Below are 17,918 nucleotides of genomic sequence, written 5' to 3'. Positions count from 1 at the left end.
CTCAGATCGGGTTGATCAGGCGTTGCAGGAACCGGCGGGTGCGGTCCTCGCGAGGGTTCTCCAGGACCGCCGACGGGGGACCCTGTTCGACGATGACGCCACCGTCGAGGAACAGCACCTGGTCGGCCACCTGGGACGCGAACCGCATCTCGTGGGTGACGACGACCATCGTCCAGCCCTCACCGGCGAGGTCCTTCATGACGGCCAGCACCTCCCCGACGAGTTCCGGGTCGAGCGCGGACGTGGGTTCGTCGAAGAGCACGACCTGTGGCCGGATCGCCAGGGCCCGGGCGATCCCGACGCGCTGCTGCTGACCACCCGACAGCTGGTAGGGGTGCTGGTCGGCCTTCTCGGACAGGCCGACGCGTTCCAGCAGGGCGAGACCCTCGGCCCGGGCCTCCTCCGGCGGGCGACGCTGGACCAGGACCGGGCCCTCGATGACGTTCTGCAGCACGGACAGGTGCGGGAACAGGTTGTGGCTCTGGAAGACCATGCCGCTCTGGGCGCGCAACCGCGTGGTGGCCCGCTGCAACGCCCGCCCGCGCAGCGCGGGGGAGAACTCCACGCTGACGTCGCCGATGCGCACGGTCCCCGCGTCGGGCACCTCGAGCGCGTTGAGGGAACGCAGCACGGTGGTCTTGCCCGAACCCGAGGGGCCGATGAGAACGGTCACGGAACCCGGGGCGACGTGGGCGTCGATCCCGCGCAGCACGTGGTGGTCGCCGAAGGACTTGTGCAGTCCGCGGACCTCCAACAGGGGACTCACGTCGCTCACCTCGCCACGAACCTGTTCAGCCGCGTCTCGACGCGGGACTGACCGAAGGACAACACCAGGCAGACCACCCAGTAGTAGGCGGCCGCCAGGGCGTACAGCGTGAAGAACTGGTACGTGGGCCCCGCGATCTCGGCCGCCTTGCGCATGATGTCGGCCACCTGGATGGTCGAGGCCAGGGAGGTGTCCTTGACGAGCGAGATGAGGGTGTTCGACAACGGAGGCACCGCGACCCGCGCTGCCTGCGGCAGGACGATCCGCCGCATCGTCGTCGGATAGCTCATCCCGATGGTCAGCGCCGCCTCGGTCTGGCCCTTGGGCACCGACAGGATCGCCGAGCGGATGACCTCCGAGGCGTAGCCGCCGACGTTGAGGCTGAAGGCGACGACGGCGCTGGGGAAGGGGTCCCACGTGATCCCGAACTCCGGCAGGGCGTAGTAGATGATGAGCAGCTGCACCAGGAGTGGGGTTCCGCGGATGATCGAGACGTAGAGCCGTGAGATTCCCTGCAGGACACGCACGCTGGAGAGCCGCATCAGGGCCAGCAGCAGGGCGAGGACGAGTCCGATCGGGAAGCTGGCGAGGGTGAGGGGGATGGTCCCCCTGACCAGACCGCTCGCGAAGGGGACGAGGGAGTCCTTCAACAGGTCCAGGGTGCTCTGGTCCACGTGGTGCCCTCCCTCGTCCCGTCCGGTCTCAGCCGGCGGCCGGGCCGGAGACGTCCTGGCCGAACCACTTCTGCGAGATGGTGGCCAGGGTGCCGTCCGCCTTCAGCTTGGCCAGTGCGTCGCTGACCTGCTGGGCGGTGTCGGCCTCGTCCTTGCGGAAGACGAAGGCCTGCTCGGTCTGGTCGTCGGTCTTCGCGGCGATCTTCACCCCGGTGTCCCCGGAGGTCTTGAGGTAGTCGAGGACGGCGAGCTGGTCGTTGACGGTGACGTCGACGCGGCCCTGCTTGAGCAGGGTCATGGCCTGGGTCAGGCCCTCGACGGCCTCGACCTTCGCGCCGGCGTCGGTCGCGGTCTGGGCCCAGTTGCTCGTCGTCGACTGCGCGGACGTCTTGCCCTTGATGTCGGCCAGCGAGGTCACCGAGGTGTCGTCCGCGCGGGTCACCACGACGCCCGTGGACACCGTGTAGGGGGTGGAGAAGACGTACTTCGCCTTGCGCGCGTCGGTGATGGACACCTGGTTGGCCACGCCGTCGTAGCGCTTGGCCTCCATGCCGGCGAAGAGGGAGTCGAAGGTGTTCTCCGAGAACTCGACCTTGCGGCCCAGTTGCTTCCCGACGGCCTCGGCGACGTCGACGTCGTAGCCGGTGAGCTTGTTGGTCTTCGGGTCGTGGTAGCTGAACGGGGCGTAGGTGCCTTCCGTGCCGAAGCTCAGCGAGTCGTCGGTGGAGCCCGCGGTGTCGCCGCCTCCGCACGCGGCCAGGAGGCCCGCGAGGGCGAGTGCGCTGATGGTGCCGAGGGTCCTGCGTCGCATGGCTGAGCTGTCCTCCTGAGAACGGGCACCCACCGTGAGCACCCGACGGTGCAGCGACAACGTAGGGGCTGCGCATTCCCGGCGCGCCCCGGACGGCCCTCAGGCGGGGACGGTGGACTGGCGGACGACGAGGCGGGTGGGCATCGTCGTCGAGCCCGGGGAGGTGGTGCCGGCGACGGCGTCGAGCAGCAGTTCGCCCGCACGGCGGCCCAGCGCCTCCAGCCCCAGGTTGACCGTCGTCAGCGGGGGACGGGCGGCCAGGGCGATGACGTCCCAGTCGTCGAAGCCCACGACGGCGACGTCCCCGGGCACCGTCCGGCCCGCGTCGCGCAGGCCGTCGCAAATCCCGCGGGCGATCTGGTCGCTGCCGCAGGTGATGGCGTCGAGCTCGGGGTGCTTGCGCAGCAGCAGGTCCGCGGCGAGGCGACCCCAGCGTTCGCTCCAGTCGCCGTGCAGGGTCGGGCCGACGAGGGCGTCCCCGGCGGTCTCCTCCGCGGCCGCGCGCCGGACCCGGGCCGCGTGGTGGTCCTCGGGACCGGTGACGTGGGCGATGCGGCGCCGGCCGAGGTCGAGGACGTGGCGGACGGCGGCGGCGGCCCCGCCGCTCTGGTCGATGGTCAGCGAGGTGTCCCGGGGGTCCTGGGAGGGGGTGAAGGCGTAGACGACCGGGACGTGACCGGGGATCGCGATGGGGGCCCGGGACTCGGTGCGGCGGCCGGTGACGATGATCCCGTCGACGCGACGGGCCAGCAGCGTCCGCAGGTAGTGCTGCTCGCGCACCGGGTCGTCCCGGCTGTCGCAGAGCAGCACGCTCATCTCGCCCGCCCCGAGGGCGTTCTCCGCACCCAGCAGGATGGGGATGGAGAAGCGGCCGAAGCTGTCCGTGGTGATCAGCCCCACCGTGTAGCTGCGCCCGGAGGACAGGCCGCGCCCGAGGGAGTCGGGAGTGAAGCCGAGCTGCTCGGCGGCCCGGCGGACCCGTTCGCGCGTCTCGGCCCGCAGTTGCCCTGTGCCGTTGAGGGCCTTGGACGCCGTCCCCGCGGAGACACCGGCGAGCGCGGCGACGTCGACGATCCGAGCCGGAACAGTGCTTTCCGTCATCGCGCGCTCTCCGATCCCTGTGAGTCGCAGCAGACTACAGGTCCCTTGACGACGCCAGAGCGGCGTTCTACGGTGACCGCAGAAAACGTGTTCCGGCGTTTCCGAGACTCGATGGAGAGCTGATGACCAGCACGACCGCTGGGCCCGACCTGACCGTGAACAGCACCGCCGGCGCCCCCGCGGCGCCGACGGCCGACGCCGCCGTCGTCCTGCACCCCGTCCCGCTCGGCGCCTCGCGCATCACCAGCGGCTTCTGGTTCGAACGCCAGGAGGCCAACCGCCGCCAGGCCATCCGAACGGGCTACGAGAAGCTCGAGACGGCCGGCAACCTGCGCAACCTGCGGATCGCCGCGGGAACGGAGCAGGGCGAGGTCAAGGGTCCGATCTTCATGGACTCCGACGTCTACAAGTGGCTCGAGGCCGCCGGCTGGGAGTACGGGCGCGGCGCGGACGAGCAGATCCTCGCCTGGATCCGCGAGGTCAGCGACGTCGCCGCCGCCGCGCAGGCCGAGGACGGCTACCTCGACTCCGTCCAGCAGGTCCGTGGGAAGGGCGAGCGCTACGTCGACCTGCCCTGGAGCCACGAGCACTACTGCGCCGGGCACCTCTTCCAGGCCGCCGTCGCCGTCCACCGCGGCACCGGCGAGACCCGCCTGCTCGACGTCGCCGTGAAGCTGGCCGACCACCTCGTCGCCACCTTCGGCGCCGGCAAGACGGAGGAGGTCGACGGCCACCCCGTCGTCGAGATGGGCCTGGTCGAACTCTTCCGCGAGACGGGGAAGCGGGAGTACCTCGACCTCGCCACCTGGTTCGTCGACGCCCGCGGCACGGGGATCATCGAGCGGCTGCACGGCAAGGAACCCACGTACTTCTCCGACCGCGTCCCCGTGCGCGAGCAGACCTCGCCCGAGGGCCACTCGGTCCGCGCCGTGTACTTCACCGCCGGTGCCGCCGACGTCGCGGCCGAGACCTCCGACGCCGGGTTGCTCGCCGCCCTCACCACGCAGTGGGAGGGGATGGTCGCCTCGAAGACCTACGTGACCGGCGGCATCGGGTCCCGTTGGGACTTCGAACAGTTCGGCGACCACTACGAACTCGGCCCGGACCGGGCCTACGCCGAGACCTGCGCCGCGATCGGCAGCGTCCAGTGGACCTGGCGGATGCTGCTGGCGACGGGGGACTCCCGCTACGCCGACCTCGTCGAACGCACCCTCTACAACGCGTTCCTGCCCGGGGTCTCGCTCACCGGGACGGAGTACTTCTACGTCAACGCGCTGCAGTTGCGCCACGGTGCGCACGCCGAGGAGGAACGCAGCGCGACCCACGGTCGACGCGCGTGGTTCGACTGCGCCTGCTGCCCGCCCAACATCATGCGGACGCTGTCCAGCCTCGACGCCTACGTGGCCACCAGCTCGGCCCAGGGCGTGCAGGTCCACCAGTTCACGACCGGCACGATCGAGGCGGCCGGAGCCACGCTCGCCGTCACCACCGACTACCCCTGGGACGGCACCGTACGCGTCGAGGTCACCGCGACCCCGGGCGAGTTCGAACTCGCCCTGCGCGTGCCGGCCTGGGCCGAGGGTGCCACCGCGACCGTCAACGGTGCCGACGTCGCCGTGACGGTGGGGGAGTACCTGCGCGTCCAGCGCGAGTTCGCCGTCGGTGACGTCGTGGAACTCGTGCTGCCGATGACGGTCCGCGTCGTCGAGGCCGACACCCGGGTCGACTCCGTCCGTGGTTCCGTCGTCGTCGAACGCGGCCCCCTCGTCTACGCGGTCGAGCAGGCCGACCTCCCGGCCGACCTGCCCGCCGACGACCTGCGGGTCCGCGTCTCCGAGCTGCGCGGAGCGGTGTCGGAACACCGCGCCGACCTGCTGGAGGGCGTCACCGTCCTTCAGCTGCCCGTGCACGTGGCCCTCGCCGCGGCCAGCGGCCCGCTCTACCGTCCGGCCGGGGACGACCCGGCCCCCGAAGCCGCCGAGGAGACCCTCCTCGTGCCGGCCATCCCGTACTACGCGTGGGCCAACCGTGAACTCGGTGCCATGCGGGTCTGGTTCCCACGGGCCTGATCCCCGTGAACCCTGGAGGAGGTGCGATGGAGCTCCACCGCAGGAACGTGCTCGGACTGGGCGGACTCGCAGCGCTGGCAACCTTGCTACCGGCCTGTGCGTCCGCTCTGCCCGAAACCGACGTCACCGCCGCGGGTTTCGGTGAGAACGCCACCGGGACCGTGCGGTTGTGGTGCCGGGCGGCGACGGTCGTCGGTGTCCGGCAGACCGTCGATGCCTTCAACGCCTCCCAGGACCGGGTGACCGTCGAGGTCACCCCGGTCCTGGACGGGCAGTACGTCACCAAGCTCGCCACGGCCATCCGGGGCGGGAACGTGCCGGACATCGTCGACATCGACGACATCAACTCGATGTTGTTCATCTACCGCGACTCGTTCACCGACCTGACCCCGCTGGTGCAGCAGCTCGGCTTCGCGGACCAGCTCAACCCCGGTCAGCTCCGGTTGGCCGTTCGGAACGACAAGAACTACGGGATCCCCTACATCGCGGACAACTCCGCGGTGTTCTACAACACCGAACTGTTCGAGAAGGTCGGCCTCGACCCGCTGGAGCACACCCAGGACATCGACGGGATGCTCGAGGCCGCCCGTGCGATCGGCGATCTCGGTGACGGCACCTACGGCTGGTCCGTCGAGGGGAACTCCGCGGGGATCCTCGGTTTCGTCGTCCAGCCGCACATCTGGGCCGCGGACGAACCGAACATCGTCGGCGACGTGGGGGCGCAGAAGGGGGCGATCGAGGGCAACGACGCGATCCGGCGGACCTTCGACTTCTACCGGACGATGTGGAAGGAGAAGCTCATGCCGCAGGCGAACTTCTCCGGCGACGGTTCCCGCTGGGGGGCCGACTTCCGGGACGGGAAGGTCGGCATGTTCCCGTCGAACTTCTCCTTGGCGGTCCTGAACGCCACACCCGAGATGCAGGCCAAGACCGGGGTCGTGCTGCTGCCCGGCCCGGACGGGGGCCGGGCGACGTTCGCCGGCGGGGACAACCTCTGCATCCCCCGCGGTGCGCCCAACGCGTCGGGGGCGTGGGAGTTCGCCAAGTTCGCCCTCGACGTGCCGCAGCAGCAGAACCTGCCGGCCGGGGGCTACATCCCGGTGCGTTCCGACGCCGCGACGCCGGAGTACCGGGAGAAGTTCCCGTTGGCCGTCGCCCCGCTCGACGGGATCGCCGGCGCCTACGCGCCGACGACGCTCGCCTACAACCTGCTCTTCAACCAGCAGGACTCGCCCTGGATCGCCGCCTTCCGCCGGGCCGTCTTCGACGACGACCTCGACGGAGCGCTGGCGCAGGGGCAGAAGGACTTCGACCGCATCCTGGAACAGGCCCAATTGTGAGCACGCTGACCAGACCCCCGATCGACCGTCGTCCGAAGTCCCTCACCCACCCGCCCCTGACCGGGGTGCTGCTGACCCTCCCGGCGCTGGCCTTCGTCGTCGTCTTCGTGCTGGTGCCGCTCGTCTTCGCGGTCTACATGTCGTTGACGAACTGGCCGCTGATCGGGTCCTACCACTTCATCGGTCTCGGCAACTACGCGGCCGTGGCCTCGGACCCGGTGTTCTGGAAGTCCGTCGGGTACACCGTCCTGTACACCGCGATCGTCACGATCCCGATCCTCGTGCTGGGCTACGTCCTGGCCGTCGTGGTGCGCAGCAACCGCCGGTTCTCGACGGTGTTCCGCACCGTCTTCTTCATCCCCTACGTCATCGGCCTGACGACCCTGAGCTTCCTCATGGTGCTCGAGGCGCAGCCGAGCTCGGGGGCGGTGAACATCGTCCTCAAGGCCCTCGGGGTCACCGACGGGACGACGGCGTGGCTGGCCGACGGCCCGCTCGCGACGGGCCTGATCTGCGTGATGATCGTGTGGGCCGTCTCCGGTCTCACCATGGTCCTGCTCATGGGCGGCATGCAGGGGATCCCGCGCGACGTCTACGAGTCGGCCGAGATGGACGGGGCGAGCTGGTGGCAACGGGAACGGGACATCACCATCCCGATGCTCCGCCGCACCATCGCGATGAGCCTGGTCATCTCCGTCATCGGCTCCCTGCTGGCGTTCACCCAGTTCTACATCCTCACCCGTGGTGGTCCGGGGACGGACACCCAGAGCGTCGTCATGTACGTCTACCAGCGCGGTTTCGTCCAGCTGCAGCTCGGCGCGGCGTCGGCGTTGTCGATCGTCCTCGTCGTGGTCATCGGCCTGGTCACCGCGGCCCAGTTCCGCCTGTTGCGAGAGAAGGCCTGACGATGGCGACCCTGACCACGACGAAACCCGGTGGGGAGCTGAAGGTCCGCTCGACCGGTCGGGCCCCGGTGAACGGGCGGGCCGAGACCCGTACGAAGCTCACCCTGTACTGGCTCGGCGGAACCCTTGCGGCCCTGGTGTTCCTGGTGCCGTTGCTGTGGTCGATCCTGCGGTCGTTCCAGAGCAACGACGCGATCGTCTCGGCCACCCCGACGCTGTCCGCCCTGACGCAGTTCACGACCGAGAACTTCAAGGCGCTGTTCACCGGCGACGCCGACATCGTCCGCGCCGTCGCCAACAGCCTGGTCGTCTCGGTCTGCACGGCGGTGCTGACCGCGGTCCTGGCCACGCTGGCCGGCTACGGGTTCGGCCGGTTCCACTTCCGTGGTCGCAACGTCCTGTTCGGGTTGATCGTGGTGACGATGATGGTGCCCTTCCAGGCCATCATCACCCCGCTCTACCTGCAGATGAACGCCATGGGTCTCACGGACTCCCGCCTGGGGCTGGTGCTGTTCTACTCGACGGTCAACCTGCCGTTCGGGGTGTTCGTGATGCGGAACGCGTTCGAGAACATCCCGGCCGAGATCGAGGACTCCGCCCGCGTCGACGGCGCCGGGACCATGCGCGCGCTGGTGTCGGTGCTGCGCCCCATGCTCGTCCCCGGGATGGCGACGAGTGCGCTCTTCGCGTTCCTGGCCAGTTGGACGGAGTTCCTCGGGGCCCTGACGTTCCTCACCGACGACAAGCTCTACACGCTGCCGCTGTCGCTGGTGAACCTGCAGGCCGGGGCCTACGGCGCGGTGAACTTCGGGTACCTCGTCGCGGGTGCGGTGGTCGCGATGGTTCCGTGCGTGATCCTCTACGTCGCCCTGCAACGGTTCTACGTCGCCGGCCTCGCCTCGGGGGCGGTCAAGGGCTGAGTCAAGGGCTGAGAGGCGTCAGACGAGGACGGCGAAGGGCGACGGCGAGGGGGCCGTCGCCCGGACGTCGTTCCAGGCGTGCGCGAGCCTGGCCACCGCCTCGCGCAGGGTCTCCGGGTCGGCCCCGAACGGCAGCCGCAGGTAGCGCTCGAACGCGCCGTCCACCCCGAAGCGCGGGCCCGCGGTGACGTGCACGCCGTAGCGGCGCGCGGCGACCGCCAACGGCGAGCTGAGCGCGCGGCCGAGGTGCACCCACAACGCCAGGCCACCCGGCACGACGGGGAGTTCCCACTCGGGCAACCGGTCGCCGACCTCCGAGAGGAGGGCGTCGCGGCGGGCCCGGAGTTCGACGCCCCGTGCGGCCAGGACCGCGTCGAGGTCCGGCAGGGCCCGGGCGACGACGAGCTGGTCGAGGACCGGGGTCCCGAGTTCCCACGGGGAGCGACGTTCGGCGAGGCGGCGGACGGTGGCGGCGTCGGCCCGGATCCAGCCGATCCGCAGGCCACCCCAGAGGGTCTTGGCCGCCGAGCCGACGTGGATCACGTCGGAGGGGAACGGGGGCGGGACCTCCCCGTCGATCGCGAGGTCGTTGGTGGTCTCGTCGACGACGAGCCGGGTCCCGTAGCGGCGGGCGAGTTCGCAGACCCGCCGGCGCTGCGCGGCGGGCATCACCGAGCCGGTGGGGTTGTGGAACCCCGGCATCAGGTACCCGAGCGCGGGGCGGGTGCGGGCGAAGGCCTCCTCGAGCGACTCCTGGTCCCAGCCTCCCGGCGACGTGGCGGTCGTCGGTGCCACGGGGACGGCGACCGGACGACCCCCCACGGCGCGGACGGCGTCCAGGGCGTGGGGGTACCCCGGGGACTCGACCAGCACCCGGTCCCCGGGGGAGGTCAGGGCCCGGGCCAGCAGGCCGACGGCGTGCTGGGCGCCGAGGGTCACGAGGACCTCGTCCGGCCGCGTCGCCAGACCTCGCGCGGTGTAGCGCAGGGCGAGCTGCGTGCGTAGTTCCGGGAGGCCGACGAGGTCGTAGCCGACTCCGGAGAGGTAGCGGGGCAGGTCCTCGACCGCTTGCCGGGAGAGGTCGAGGACGGTGGTGGCGGCGGGCAGGGCCGCCCGGGTCAGGTCGATCTCGACGTGGGCGGGTCGGGCGTCCCCCGGGGGTGTGACGGCGGGGAGGGCGATCACGCTGCCGGAACCTCGCACGCTGGTGACGTACCCGGTCTCGCGCAGGTGCGCGTAGGCCGCGGCGACGGTCGTCCGGCTGAGCGCGAGGACGGCGGCGAGCTCACGCTCGGCGGGCAACCGGGTGCCCGAGGTGATGCGCCCGTCCAGCAGCAGCAACCGGATCCGCTCGGCGAGCGCCCGCAGGGCCGAGCCGGTGTCGCGCCAGTCGCCGAGGAGGTGGCCGAGGGTGGACGCGGACAGGCTGGGCACCAGTCCACGGTAGCCGGATTGGCACTGTCGGGGCGAGAGTTGAGTACGGTCCAATCCGTGCTGTGAGAAGTCCAGTGCTCGGTGCCCGCATCGCCCGTCTCCTCGTCGGCCTCGGCCTCTACGGCGTGGCCGAGGGGCTGATGGTCCTCGCCGGGATCGGGGTCGGGCCGTGGACGGTCTTCGCGCAGGGGGTCTCGCGACACACCGGGATTGGCCTGGGCTGGCTCGCGAACCTCATCGGGCTCGCCGTCCTGGTGCTGTGGATCCCGTTGCGGCAGAGACCAGGAGTGGGGACCGTGCTGAACGTCCTGCTCGTGGGGACGGCGATCGAGGCGACGGTCGACCTGCTCCCCGCGCCGCACGCGCTGCTCGTCCGGATCCCGTTGTTCGCGGTCGGTCTGGCGCTGCTGGCGGTCGCGAGCGGGCTCTACCTCGGGGCGGGTTTCGGGCCGGGGCCGCGGGACGGGCTGATGACCGGCCTGCACCGGCGGACCGGTCTGCCCCTCTGGCTGGCCCGGGCGATCGTCGAGGTGTCGGTCCTGGTGGTCGGCTGGGTCCTGGGCGGCAACGTCGGGGTCGGCACGGTGGCGTTCGCGCTGGGGGTCGGACCGCTCGTGGGGTTCTTCGTGCCGCGGCTGACCACCGTCGCCGCGACGCCGGCGAGGATCGTCCCGGTAGCGTCCGGGCCATGTCCTTCTTCGTCGTGACCTACGCCTACTCCCCGGACGTCGCCGCCCGCGACGCCGTCCGCCCCACCCACCGCGAGTGGCTCGCCTCGCTGGGCGACGCCCTCGTCCTGTCCGGTCCGACCGACGCCGAGGGCGCGTTCCTCGTGTTCGAGGCCGCGACCGCCGCGGACGTCGAGGCGACCCTGGACGCCGATCCGTTCTTCGTGGACGGGCGGATCGTGGCGGGCCGGACCGTGGCCGGCTGGACCCCCGTGCTCGGACGGGCCAAGGACCGGCTCTGACGCGAAGTACCTCGCGACGCAGGAGTACTTGCGCGTCTGGAAAGTACTCCGGTAGAACTGAGGCATGACCTCCGCCGACCGTGCCCAGGCCGACCTGCAGACCGTCTCCACCGCCCTCGCCGCCGCCCGACCGGCCCCGCTGCCGCGCTGGCTGCCGCCGGCGATGGCCCTCGCCTACAGCGCCGGCTTCGCCCTGCTGGCCGTCACCGCCTGGACGACGGACTGGCGCTGGGCCGTCCCCGGGTTCGTCCTGATCGTGGCGTTCCTGGTCGCGGTGGGGTTCACGGCCTCCCGTGGTGGCCTGCGCCCCCGGGTCCGCCAGGGACCCCGCCAGCACCTGGTCAGCGGGGTGGTCCTGCTGGTGTCGATGGTCGTCTTCGCGGTCGACCAGGGCTCCGGTCTGCTCCTGCTGGGACTGGGGTTCGGCGCGACCGCCTGGTGGCAGTTCTCCCGGACGGGGCGGGCGTGAGCGTCGAACCGGCCCTCGACCCCGCGGTCCAGCACCCGACGAAGCTCGCCGTCGTCGCCTTCCTCTCCGGCTGCGTCGAGGCGGACTTCAAGACCGTCCGCGACCGGCTGGAACTCACCGACTCCGCGCTGTCCCGGACCCTGTCCGGTCTGGAGGAGACCGGCCACGTCACGGTCCGCAAGGGCTTCGTCGGCAAACGACCGCGCACCTGGGTCTCGTTGACGGGAGAAGGGCGCGCGAAGCTCGCCGCGCACCTCGCCGCCCTGCAGGGGATCGCGGCGGGCGCTGTGGCCCTGGCGGCCGACCTGCCCACCTGATCCGGAACCACGACGTGCCGCAGCGCGTTCACAGGGCAGGCCCCGACGGTGGAGAGGTGAGGTGCGCGATGGGCGTGGTGTCCGTGGAGACGGGAGAGAACTCCTACGGTGCAGCCGATCTCGAGGCGTTCCGTCGCGTCCGTGAGGACTTCGTCCGGTTCATGATGGCCTACCGCTTCGCCGTCGACGAGGTGCTGACGAAGGTCTCGATCCTGCGCGAGGAGTTCACCCACCTGCACCGCTACAACCCCATCGAGCACGTGACGTCCCGGGTGAAGTCCCCGACGAGCATCCTCGAGAAGGTCGTCCGCCGTGGGCTGGACCCGTCGTTCGAGACCATCCGCGAACACATCACCGACATCGCGGGGGTCCGCATCACCTGCAGCTTCATCGCCGACACGTACCGGATGCTCGAGATCCTCACGGGACAGGCGGACATCCGCGTCCTGGCCGTCAAGGACTACATCGCGCACCCGAAACCCAACGGCTACAAGAGCCTGCACGCCATCGTCGAGATCCCGGTGTTCCTCTCCGACGGCCCCGTCCCGGTGACGGTGGAGGTCCAGATCCGGACGATCGCCATGGACTTCTGGGCCAGCCTGGAGCACAAGATCTACTACAAGTACGACGGCGAGGTCCCCGGTCACCTGGCCGCGAGCCTCACCGAGGCCGCGGCGGTCGCCGAGCAGATGGACCGCCGGATGGAGGAACTGCACACCGAGGTGCGTTCCCTCGCCCCGGACGTCGGGGAGGCCGCACCCGAACTCGGGATCGACGACCGGGTGCTCCGTCAGCTCCTGGCGCTCTCCGGCGGTACCCCGGCCTGAGGGGTCCCCGAACTGGCGTACAGCTGGCGCAGCACGTCGGCGATGTCGGGTTCCTCCACCGACAGGTCCCGCACCTCGGCGTGGGCGGAGACTCCCGCCAGCACCGCGGCGGCGGTCGTCTCCTCCGCCGAGAAGGCGAACCGATGGCGCAGACCCTCCGCCTCGACGCCGAGGAGCTGGGCTCCCTCGACGTGGATCGGCCCGGTGGGTGCGGTGAGGTCCACGACGAGGACGCGCCGAGCGCCGACGCGGCGCACCAGCCCGGGCAGGTCGCCGTCGTAGGCGGCGCGACCGTGGTCGACGACGAGCACCCGGTCGCAGAGACGCTGCACGTCACCCATGTCGTGCGTCGTCAGCAGCAACGTCGTCCCGCGTTCGGCGCGTTCGGCCCGTAGGAACTGGCGCAGCCGTTCGCTGGACAGGACGTCGAGGCCGATCGTCGGTTCGTCCAGCAGCAGCAGTTCGGGGGAGTGCAGCAGCGCGGCCGCGACCTCCCCGCGCATCCGCTGGCCCAGGGACAGCTGCCGCACGGGGGTGGTGAGGAACTCGCCCAGCCCCAGCCGGTCGTCGAGGTCGCGCAGTCGTGGCCGCCAGACCCCCGCGGGGAGGTGGTGGATCGCGGCGAGGAGGCGGAAGGACTCGCTCAGCGGCAGGTCCCACCAGAGCTGGCTGCGTTGCCCGAACACCACCCCGATGCGGCGGGCCAGGTCGCGACGCCGGGCCACCGGGTCCAGCCCGCACGTCCGCACGCTGCCGGCGGAGGGGACGAGGATGCCGGTGAGGAGTTTGATGGTCGTCGACTTCCCGGCGCCGTTGGCGCCGATGAACCCCACCGACTCCCCGGGGTCCACCCGCAGGGACAACCCGTCGACGGCGCGGACGACGCGACGCTGCCGACGGAACCTCCCCTCGGCCTTCTCGCGGACGACGTACTCGCGGACGAGGTCGGTGACCTCCAGCGCCGGATTCACGATCCGCTCCCCGTGTAGTGCCGGATCCCCTGGCGCCACAGCAGCAGGGCGACGCTCCAGAGCGCGGCGGCCGCGACCGGCGAGAACCACCCGAGCCAGGAGGGCAGGCCGGCGGGCCCGTCGTTCCCCAGCAGAGCCAGGACGGGGAGGTAGGCGACGAACGCCGCCGGGACGACGTAGCAGAACAACCACCGCAGCGGTGTCCCGTAGAGCGAGGCGGGGTACTGCGCCGCGTTGGAACCGCCGTAGGTGAGGGAGTTCACCGCTTCCTTCCCGTCGAGCAACCAGAACTGGCAGGCACCCGCGATGACGAACAACGCCGAGAAGATCGCGGTCCCGCCGACGACCGCGGTGGCGAGCAGGGCCACGGCGCGCAGGTCGAGCGCGATGCCGGTGTGCGGCCACGCGACGCACAGCACCACGACACCGACCAGCACCCGACCGATCCGGCGCAACGAGACGTCGGAGGTCGCCAGCTGGGCGAGGACCGGGAGGGGACGCAGCAGGAACGCGTCGAGGGTTCCGCTGCGGACGTGGGTGGGCAGGTTGTCGAGGTGACCGGCGAGGAGGTCCGCGAGGGCGAAGGCCACGTTCGCCAGCGCGAACACCAGCGACGCCTGCCACACGTCCAGCCCGCCCAGGGTGGAGGTCCGCGAGAAGACGACGTAGATCGTGGCGAACTCGCTGATCCCGATGCCCAGGTTGGAGAGCAGGTCGGCGACGAAGGACGTCCGGTAGCTCAGCTGGGCCCGCACCCGGCTGCCCAGGACGGCCCGGTAGGCGGCGACCGTCGAGCCCTCAGCCACCCTGCACCACCAGTCGTCGGGACCCCAGCGCCAGCAGGACCCGACCGGCGAGCACGAGGACCGCCAGCCAGGCCAGCTGCACCACGACGAGTTCCAGCGCGGCGCCACCCGTCGCGGTGCCGGTCAGGACGTCGATGGGCGACTGCAGCATCGAGGGGAACGGGGTCGCGTGGGCGAGGGTCCCGAGCCAGTCCGGGAACCAGCGGACCGGGATCGCCAGTCCGGTGAGGACCGTCGCGACGACGGTGTAGAGCATGAGGATCCCGCGGATCTCGGTGAGCCAGAACGCGGTCAGGCTGACCAGCCAGCGCGCGGAGAACGAGATCGAGACGCCGAGGACGAGGCTGACGAACCCGAGGAGGTAGCTGCGCGGATCGCTCGGCAGCGCGAGTCCGGTGAGCAGGATCCCCAGCACGAGGGGTGGGACGCCGCGGGGCAGGAACATGAACGCCGCGCGGCCGAGGTCGGTGGCCCACGCGGCCAGCTGCGGGTCGATCGGGCGGGCCAGGTCGACCGCGATGTCCCCCGTGCGCACGCGCTGCGCGACCTCGTCGCCGGCGAAGACGTTGACCGGGGCGAGCAGGGCCTGCGTCACCCAGGCGAAGGTGGCGGCCTGCTCGACGTCGTAGCCGGCGACCGCACTCCCGGCCCCGGAGACCGTGCCGACGAGGACGGCGGCCTTGATGGCGCCGAACACCGAGTTCGTGAGAGCGCCGGCCGCGGTGGCGGCCCGGTAGGTGGAGAACCGCCGGAACCCCGCCGCGACGAGGGCGGGGTAGGCGGACACGACGTTCGACCCTAGTCGGGTTCCCCGTCGCTGTCAGGTGCGTACCAGGGGTGGTTGCAGCGTGGTGGCGCTCCCGCGTCGGAACAGCTGCGCCGGTCGGCCGCCGTCGCGCGTCGTGGTCGCCCCGGCGGGTTCGAGGAAACCCTCGGCCCCGGTGACCTTGCGGTGGAAGTTCCGGGCGTCCAGGGGGTGCCCCCAGACCTGCTCGTAGACCCGGCGCAGTTCGGCGACGGTGAACTCCTCGGCGCAGAAGGCCGTCGCGAGCGGTGAGTACTCCAGTTTCGCCCGGGCGCGCTCCACGGCGTCGGCGAGCAGGCGGTCGTGGTCGAAGGCGAGGTCCCGGGCCTCGCGCACGGGTACCCACCGCGCGTCGGCGGCGTCCGTGCCCGCGTGCGGGGTGGGCAGGTCGGGGGCCAGGGCCAGGTAGCAGACCGTCACGACGCGCTGGCGGGGATCGCGGTCGGGCGCGCCGTAGCTGGCGAGCTGTTCCAGGTGCACCGAACCGCGGGGGAGCCCCGTCTCCTCGGCGAGTTCCCGTTCGGCGGCGCCGAGCAGGTCCTCGTCTGGTCGGACGAAACCCCCGGGCAGCGCCCAGTCTCCGAGGAACGGCTCCTCGCCGCGTTCGACGAGCAGGACGGACAGTCCCTCGGACCGGACGGTGAGCACGACGAGGTCCACGGTGACGGCGACGGTGGGGTAGGTCACCTGGTCAGCGTACCGGCTTGTCGTCGGATTGACGATTAGTGAGGTGCAGGCTTATCGTCAATCCGACGACAACAACTGTCCCGAGGAGGACGACATGGCCGACATCACCCGCTACCCCTTCGCCCGGCACCTGCGCAGCACCCCGACCACCCACGTCGTGCACCACCGCGGCGGGAAGCTCGTGCACTCCGGCACCGGCCAGGCGTTCTGGTTCCGCCCGCTCTCCGCGGCCCTGTCCGAGGTGCCCGTCGACGACCGCGAACTCCCGCTCGTCCTGCACGCCCGCACCGCCGACTTCGTCGACGTCACCGTCCAGGCCACCGTCACCTTCCGCGTCGAGGACCCCGAGCTCGCCGCCACCCGCGTCGACTTCTCCCTCGACCCCGTGACCGGCCGGTGGCGGAACGCCCCGCTGCAGCAACTGGCCGGGCTGCTCACCGAGACCGCCCAGCAGCACGTCCTCGACGTCCTCGCCCGGCTGCCGCTGCGCGAGGTGCTGGTCAGGGGGGTGACGCTGACCCGGGAACGCATCACCGCGGGCCTCACCGCCGACAGCCGCCTCGCCAGGACGGGCCTCGCCCTCGTCGACGCCCGCGTCGTCGCCGTCCGCCCCGATCCCGACGTCGAGAAGGCGCTGGGCACCCCGACCCGGGAGGCGTTGCAGACCGAGGCCGACCACGCCACCTCCCAGCGCCGGGCGCTCGCCGTCGAACGGGAACGGGCCATCAGCGAGAACGAGCTGCAGAACGAGATCGAGCTCGCCCGGCGCGAGGAACAGCTCGTCGCCCAGCGCGGAGCCAACCAGCGCCGGACCGTCGAGGAGGCCGCCGCCGCGGACACCGTCCAGGCCACCGCCGAGGCGGAGCGCGAGGAGCGCCTGGCGCAGGCGCACGCCACCGCGACCCGGTTGCAGGGCGAGGCCGACGCCGGCGCCGAGGCCGCCCGGATGGCCGCCGTCGCCGGTACGCCACCGGAGGTCCTGCTCGCTCTGGCGCTGCGGGAGTTCGCCGGTCAGCTGCCCGAGATCGGGACCCTCGTCCTCACCCCGGACGTCATCACCGGGGCCCTCGCCCAGCTGGCCGGTACCCGGTGAGCCTCGCCCCGCGCGCGGTCCTGGTCCACCGCCGCACCCCCTTCGCCGACGCGATCGCCCGGCACGGGACCCGCGGGGCCGCCGAGTTCTTCCTCCGGACCCGCGGCCGCACGCTCGACGACCTCGAAGCGGGCGACGCACGTCAGCGCGCCGCCCTGGTCGCGGTGGCCGCGGCCGTCCCCCTGGACTGGCGGACGGGAACGGTCGAGCGCGCCGACCTCTCCCGGTTCCTCTTCGCCCCCGAGGACGTCGTCGTGGTCGTGGGGCAGGACGGGCTGGTGGCCAACGTCGCCAAGTACCTCGACGGCCAGGTCGTCGTGGGCATCGACCCCGACCCCGGTCGCAACGCCGGTGTCCTGGTCCGCCACCCCGCCGCGCATGCCCGAGACCTGCTGCACCGCAGCATATCCCGCCCCGTCTGCGAGCAGCGGACGATGGTCCGTGCGCGCACTGACGACGGCAAGGAGCTGCACGCCCTCAACGAGGTCTTCGTCGGTCACCACAGCCACCAGACCGCCCGCTACGTGCTGGGCTGCGGGGACCGGCGCGAGGAACAGGCCTCCAGCGGGGTCGTCTGCGGGACCGGGACGGGCGCCACCGGCTGGCTCGCCTCCCTCGCCCGCGCCCGTGGGGGAGCCGCCCTGCCCGGGCCCACCGATCCGACCCTGGCCTGGTTCGTGCGCGAGGCGTGGCCCTCGCGGGCCACCGGTGCCGACCTCGTCGCCGGGTCGGTCGGGGCCGAGCCCCTGACCCTCGACGTGCTCTCCGACGAGCTCGTCGTCTTCGGCGACGGCCTCGAGGCGGACCGGCTGCTCCTGACCCGCGGCCAGCGGCTGACGATCGACGTCAGCCCCCGCCACCTCGCCCTCCTCACCCCCCACCCGTGATCCCGCTGGGGGACCCGGCAAGATCACGGATCGGGTGGGGGTGGCTGGGTGCGGAGCACGGCCCGC

20 protein-coding genes are annotated in these 17,918 nt (G+C 71.6%); 11 read left to right on the top strand and 9 right to left on the bottom strand.

Annotation, left to right across the window (positions count from 1 at the left end; translation table 11 throughout):
• Window position 1: 1 nt before the first annotated feature.
• The 4 genes from OG218_RS10795 to OG218_RS10780 form a co-directional block, all read right to left on the bottom strand.
• Entirely contained in the window at window positions 2-775 is a 774-nt protein-coding gene (locus tag OG218_RS10795) for an amino acid ABC transporter ATP-binding protein (protein ID WP_380160468.1), read from the bottom strand.
• Window positions 772-1,440: an amino acid ABC transporter permease gene (locus OG218_RS10790; RefSeq protein WP_328293221.1), complete on the bottom strand. Its 669-nt coding sequence runs from the start codon at window positions 1,438-1,440 to the stop codon at window positions 772-774. The genes OG218_RS10795 and OG218_RS10790 overlap by 4 nt, the downstream gene beginning before the upstream one ends.
• 28 nt (window positions 1,441-1,468) lie before the next feature.
• The gene (locus OG218_RS10785) at window positions 1,469-2,251 is read right to left on the bottom strand and encodes a transporter substrate-binding domain-containing protein (protein WP_328293220.1); all 783 of its coding nucleotides are present in this window, start codon (window positions 2,249-2,251) and stop codon (window positions 1,469-1,471) included.
• Between the two features lie 99 nt (window positions 2,252-2,350).
• Window positions 2,351-3,352, bottom strand: a complete 1,002-nt coding sequence (locus OG218_RS10780) for a LacI family DNA-binding transcriptional regulator (RefSeq protein ID WP_328293219.1) — start codon at window positions 3,350-3,352, stop codon at window positions 2,351-2,353.
• A 122-nt stretch (window positions 3,353-3,474) separates the two neighbouring features.
• On the opposite strand from OG218_RS10780, the gene OG218_RS10775 reads away from it, so the two are divergent.
• From OG218_RS10775 to OG218_RS10760, 4 genes are read left to right on the top strand one after another with little or no spacing between them, the layout of a single operon-like run.
• Entirely contained in the window at window positions 3,475-5,421 is a 1,947-nt protein-coding gene (locus OG218_RS10775; RefSeq protein WP_328293218.1) for a glycoside hydrolase family 127 protein, read from the top strand.
• 26 nt (window positions 5,422-5,447) lie between these two features.
• Complete coding sequence (locus OG218_RS10770; protein ID WP_328293217.1) at window positions 5,448-6,761, top strand: ABC transporter substrate-binding protein; 1,314 nt, start codon at window positions 5,448-5,450, stop codon at window positions 6,759-6,761.
• Entirely contained in the window at window positions 6,758-7,666 is a 909-nt protein-coding gene (locus OG218_RS10765; RefSeq protein ID WP_328293216.1) for a carbohydrate ABC transporter permease, read from the top strand. Before OG218_RS10770 ends, OG218_RS10765 begins: the two co-directional genes overlap by 4 nt.
• A 2-nt stretch (window positions 7,667-7,668) precedes the next feature.
• A complete protein-coding gene (locus OG218_RS10760) occupies window positions 7,669-8,586 on the top strand; it encodes a carbohydrate ABC transporter permease (RefSeq protein ID WP_328293215.1) in 918 nt (305 codons plus the stop codon).
• Window positions 8,587-8,604: 18 nt separating this feature from the next.
• On the opposite strand, the gene yczR is transcribed toward OG218_RS10760, so the two are convergent.
• Window positions 8,605-10,020: a MocR-like transcription factor YczR gene (gene yczR, locus OG218_RS10755; RefSeq protein WP_328293214.1), complete on the bottom strand. Its 1,416-nt coding sequence runs from the start codon at window positions 10,018-10,020 to the stop codon at window positions 8,605-8,607.
• 62 nt (window positions 10,021-10,082) lie between these two features.
• On the opposite strand from yczR, the gene yczE reads away from it, so the two are divergent.
• From yczE to OG218_RS10730, 5 genes are all read left to right on the top strand, one after another.
• Entirely contained in the window at window positions 10,083-10,727 is a 645-nt protein-coding gene (gene yczE / locus OG218_RS10750) for a membrane protein YczE (protein WP_328293213.1), read from the top strand.
• Window positions 10,709-10,990, top strand: a complete 282-nt coding sequence (locus OG218_RS10745) for a YciI family protein (protein ID WP_328293212.1) — start codon at window positions 10,709-10,711, stop codon at window positions 10,988-10,990. Before yczE ends, OG218_RS10745 begins: the two co-directional genes overlap by 19 nt.
• A gap of 64 nt (window positions 10,991-11,054) precedes the next feature.
• Entirely contained in the window at window positions 11,055-11,459 is a 405-nt protein-coding gene (locus OG218_RS10740) for a hypothetical protein (RefSeq protein ID WP_328293211.1), read from the top strand.
• On the top strand, window positions 11,456-11,776 hold the full coding sequence (locus OG218_RS10735; RefSeq protein ID WP_328293210.1) for a transcriptional regulator: 321 nt from the start codon (window positions 11,456-11,458) through the stop codon (window positions 11,774-11,776). The genes OG218_RS10740 and OG218_RS10735 overlap by 4 nt, the downstream gene beginning before the upstream one ends.
• A 68-nt stretch (window positions 11,777-11,844) precedes the next feature.
• Window positions 11,845-12,603, top strand: coding sequence for a GTP pyrophosphokinase (locus tag OG218_RS10730; RefSeq protein ID WP_328293209.1), 759 nt, complete (start codon window positions 11,845-11,847; stop codon window positions 12,601-12,603).
• Here OG218_RS10730 and OG218_RS10725 read toward each other — a convergent pair.
• The 4 genes from OG218_RS10725 to OG218_RS10710 are packed head-to-tail and all read right to left on the bottom strand — an operon-like array spanning window position 12,567 to window position 15,872.
• Window positions 12,567-13,574, bottom strand: coding sequence for an ABC transporter ATP-binding protein (locus OG218_RS10725; protein WP_328293208.1), 1,008 nt, complete (start codon window positions 13,572-13,574; stop codon window positions 12,567-12,569). The two genes, OG218_RS10730 and OG218_RS10725, sit on opposite strands and share 37 nt — an antisense overlap.
• Complete coding sequence (locus OG218_RS10720) at window positions 13,571-14,380, bottom strand: ABC transporter permease (RefSeq protein ID WP_328293207.1); 810 nt, start codon at window positions 14,378-14,380, stop codon at window positions 13,571-13,573. The genes OG218_RS10725 and OG218_RS10720 overlap by 4 nt, the downstream gene beginning before the upstream one ends.
• The gene (locus OG218_RS10715; protein WP_328293206.1) at window positions 14,373-15,167 is read right to left on the bottom strand and encodes an ABC transporter permease; all 795 of its coding nucleotides are present in this window, start codon (window positions 15,165-15,167) and stop codon (window positions 14,373-14,375) included. The genes OG218_RS10720 and OG218_RS10715 overlap by 8 nt, the downstream gene beginning before the upstream one ends.
• A 33-nt stretch (window positions 15,168-15,200) precedes the next feature.
• Entirely contained in the window at window positions 15,201-15,872 is a 672-nt protein-coding gene (locus OG218_RS10710; protein WP_328293205.1) for an NUDIX hydrolase, read from the bottom strand.
• Between the two features lie 94 nt (window positions 15,873-15,966).
• Here OG218_RS10710 and OG218_RS10705 point away from each other — a divergent pair, with 94 nt between their 5' ends.
• The gene (locus tag OG218_RS10705) at window positions 15,967-16,965 is read left to right on the top strand and encodes an SPFH domain-containing protein (RefSeq protein ID WP_328293204.1); all 999 of its coding nucleotides are present in this window, start codon (window positions 15,967-15,969) and stop codon (window positions 16,963-16,965) included.
• A complete protein-coding gene (locus OG218_RS10700) occupies window positions 16,962-17,852 on the top strand; it encodes a hypothetical protein (RefSeq protein ID WP_328293203.1) in 891 nt (296 codons plus the stop codon). Before OG218_RS10705 ends, OG218_RS10700 begins: the two co-directional genes overlap by 4 nt.
• Window positions 17,853-17,918 lie beyond the last annotated feature (66 nt).

The sequence above is a fragment of the Kineococcus sp. NBC_00420 genome (genome assembly GCF_036021035.1).
Taxonomy (GTDB): domain Bacteria; phylum Actinomycetota; class Actinomycetes; order Actinomycetales; family Kineococcaceae; genus Kineococcus.
Note: the sequence above shows the minus strand (reverse complement) of the source record. Positions and strands in the feature narration are given on the sequence as shown.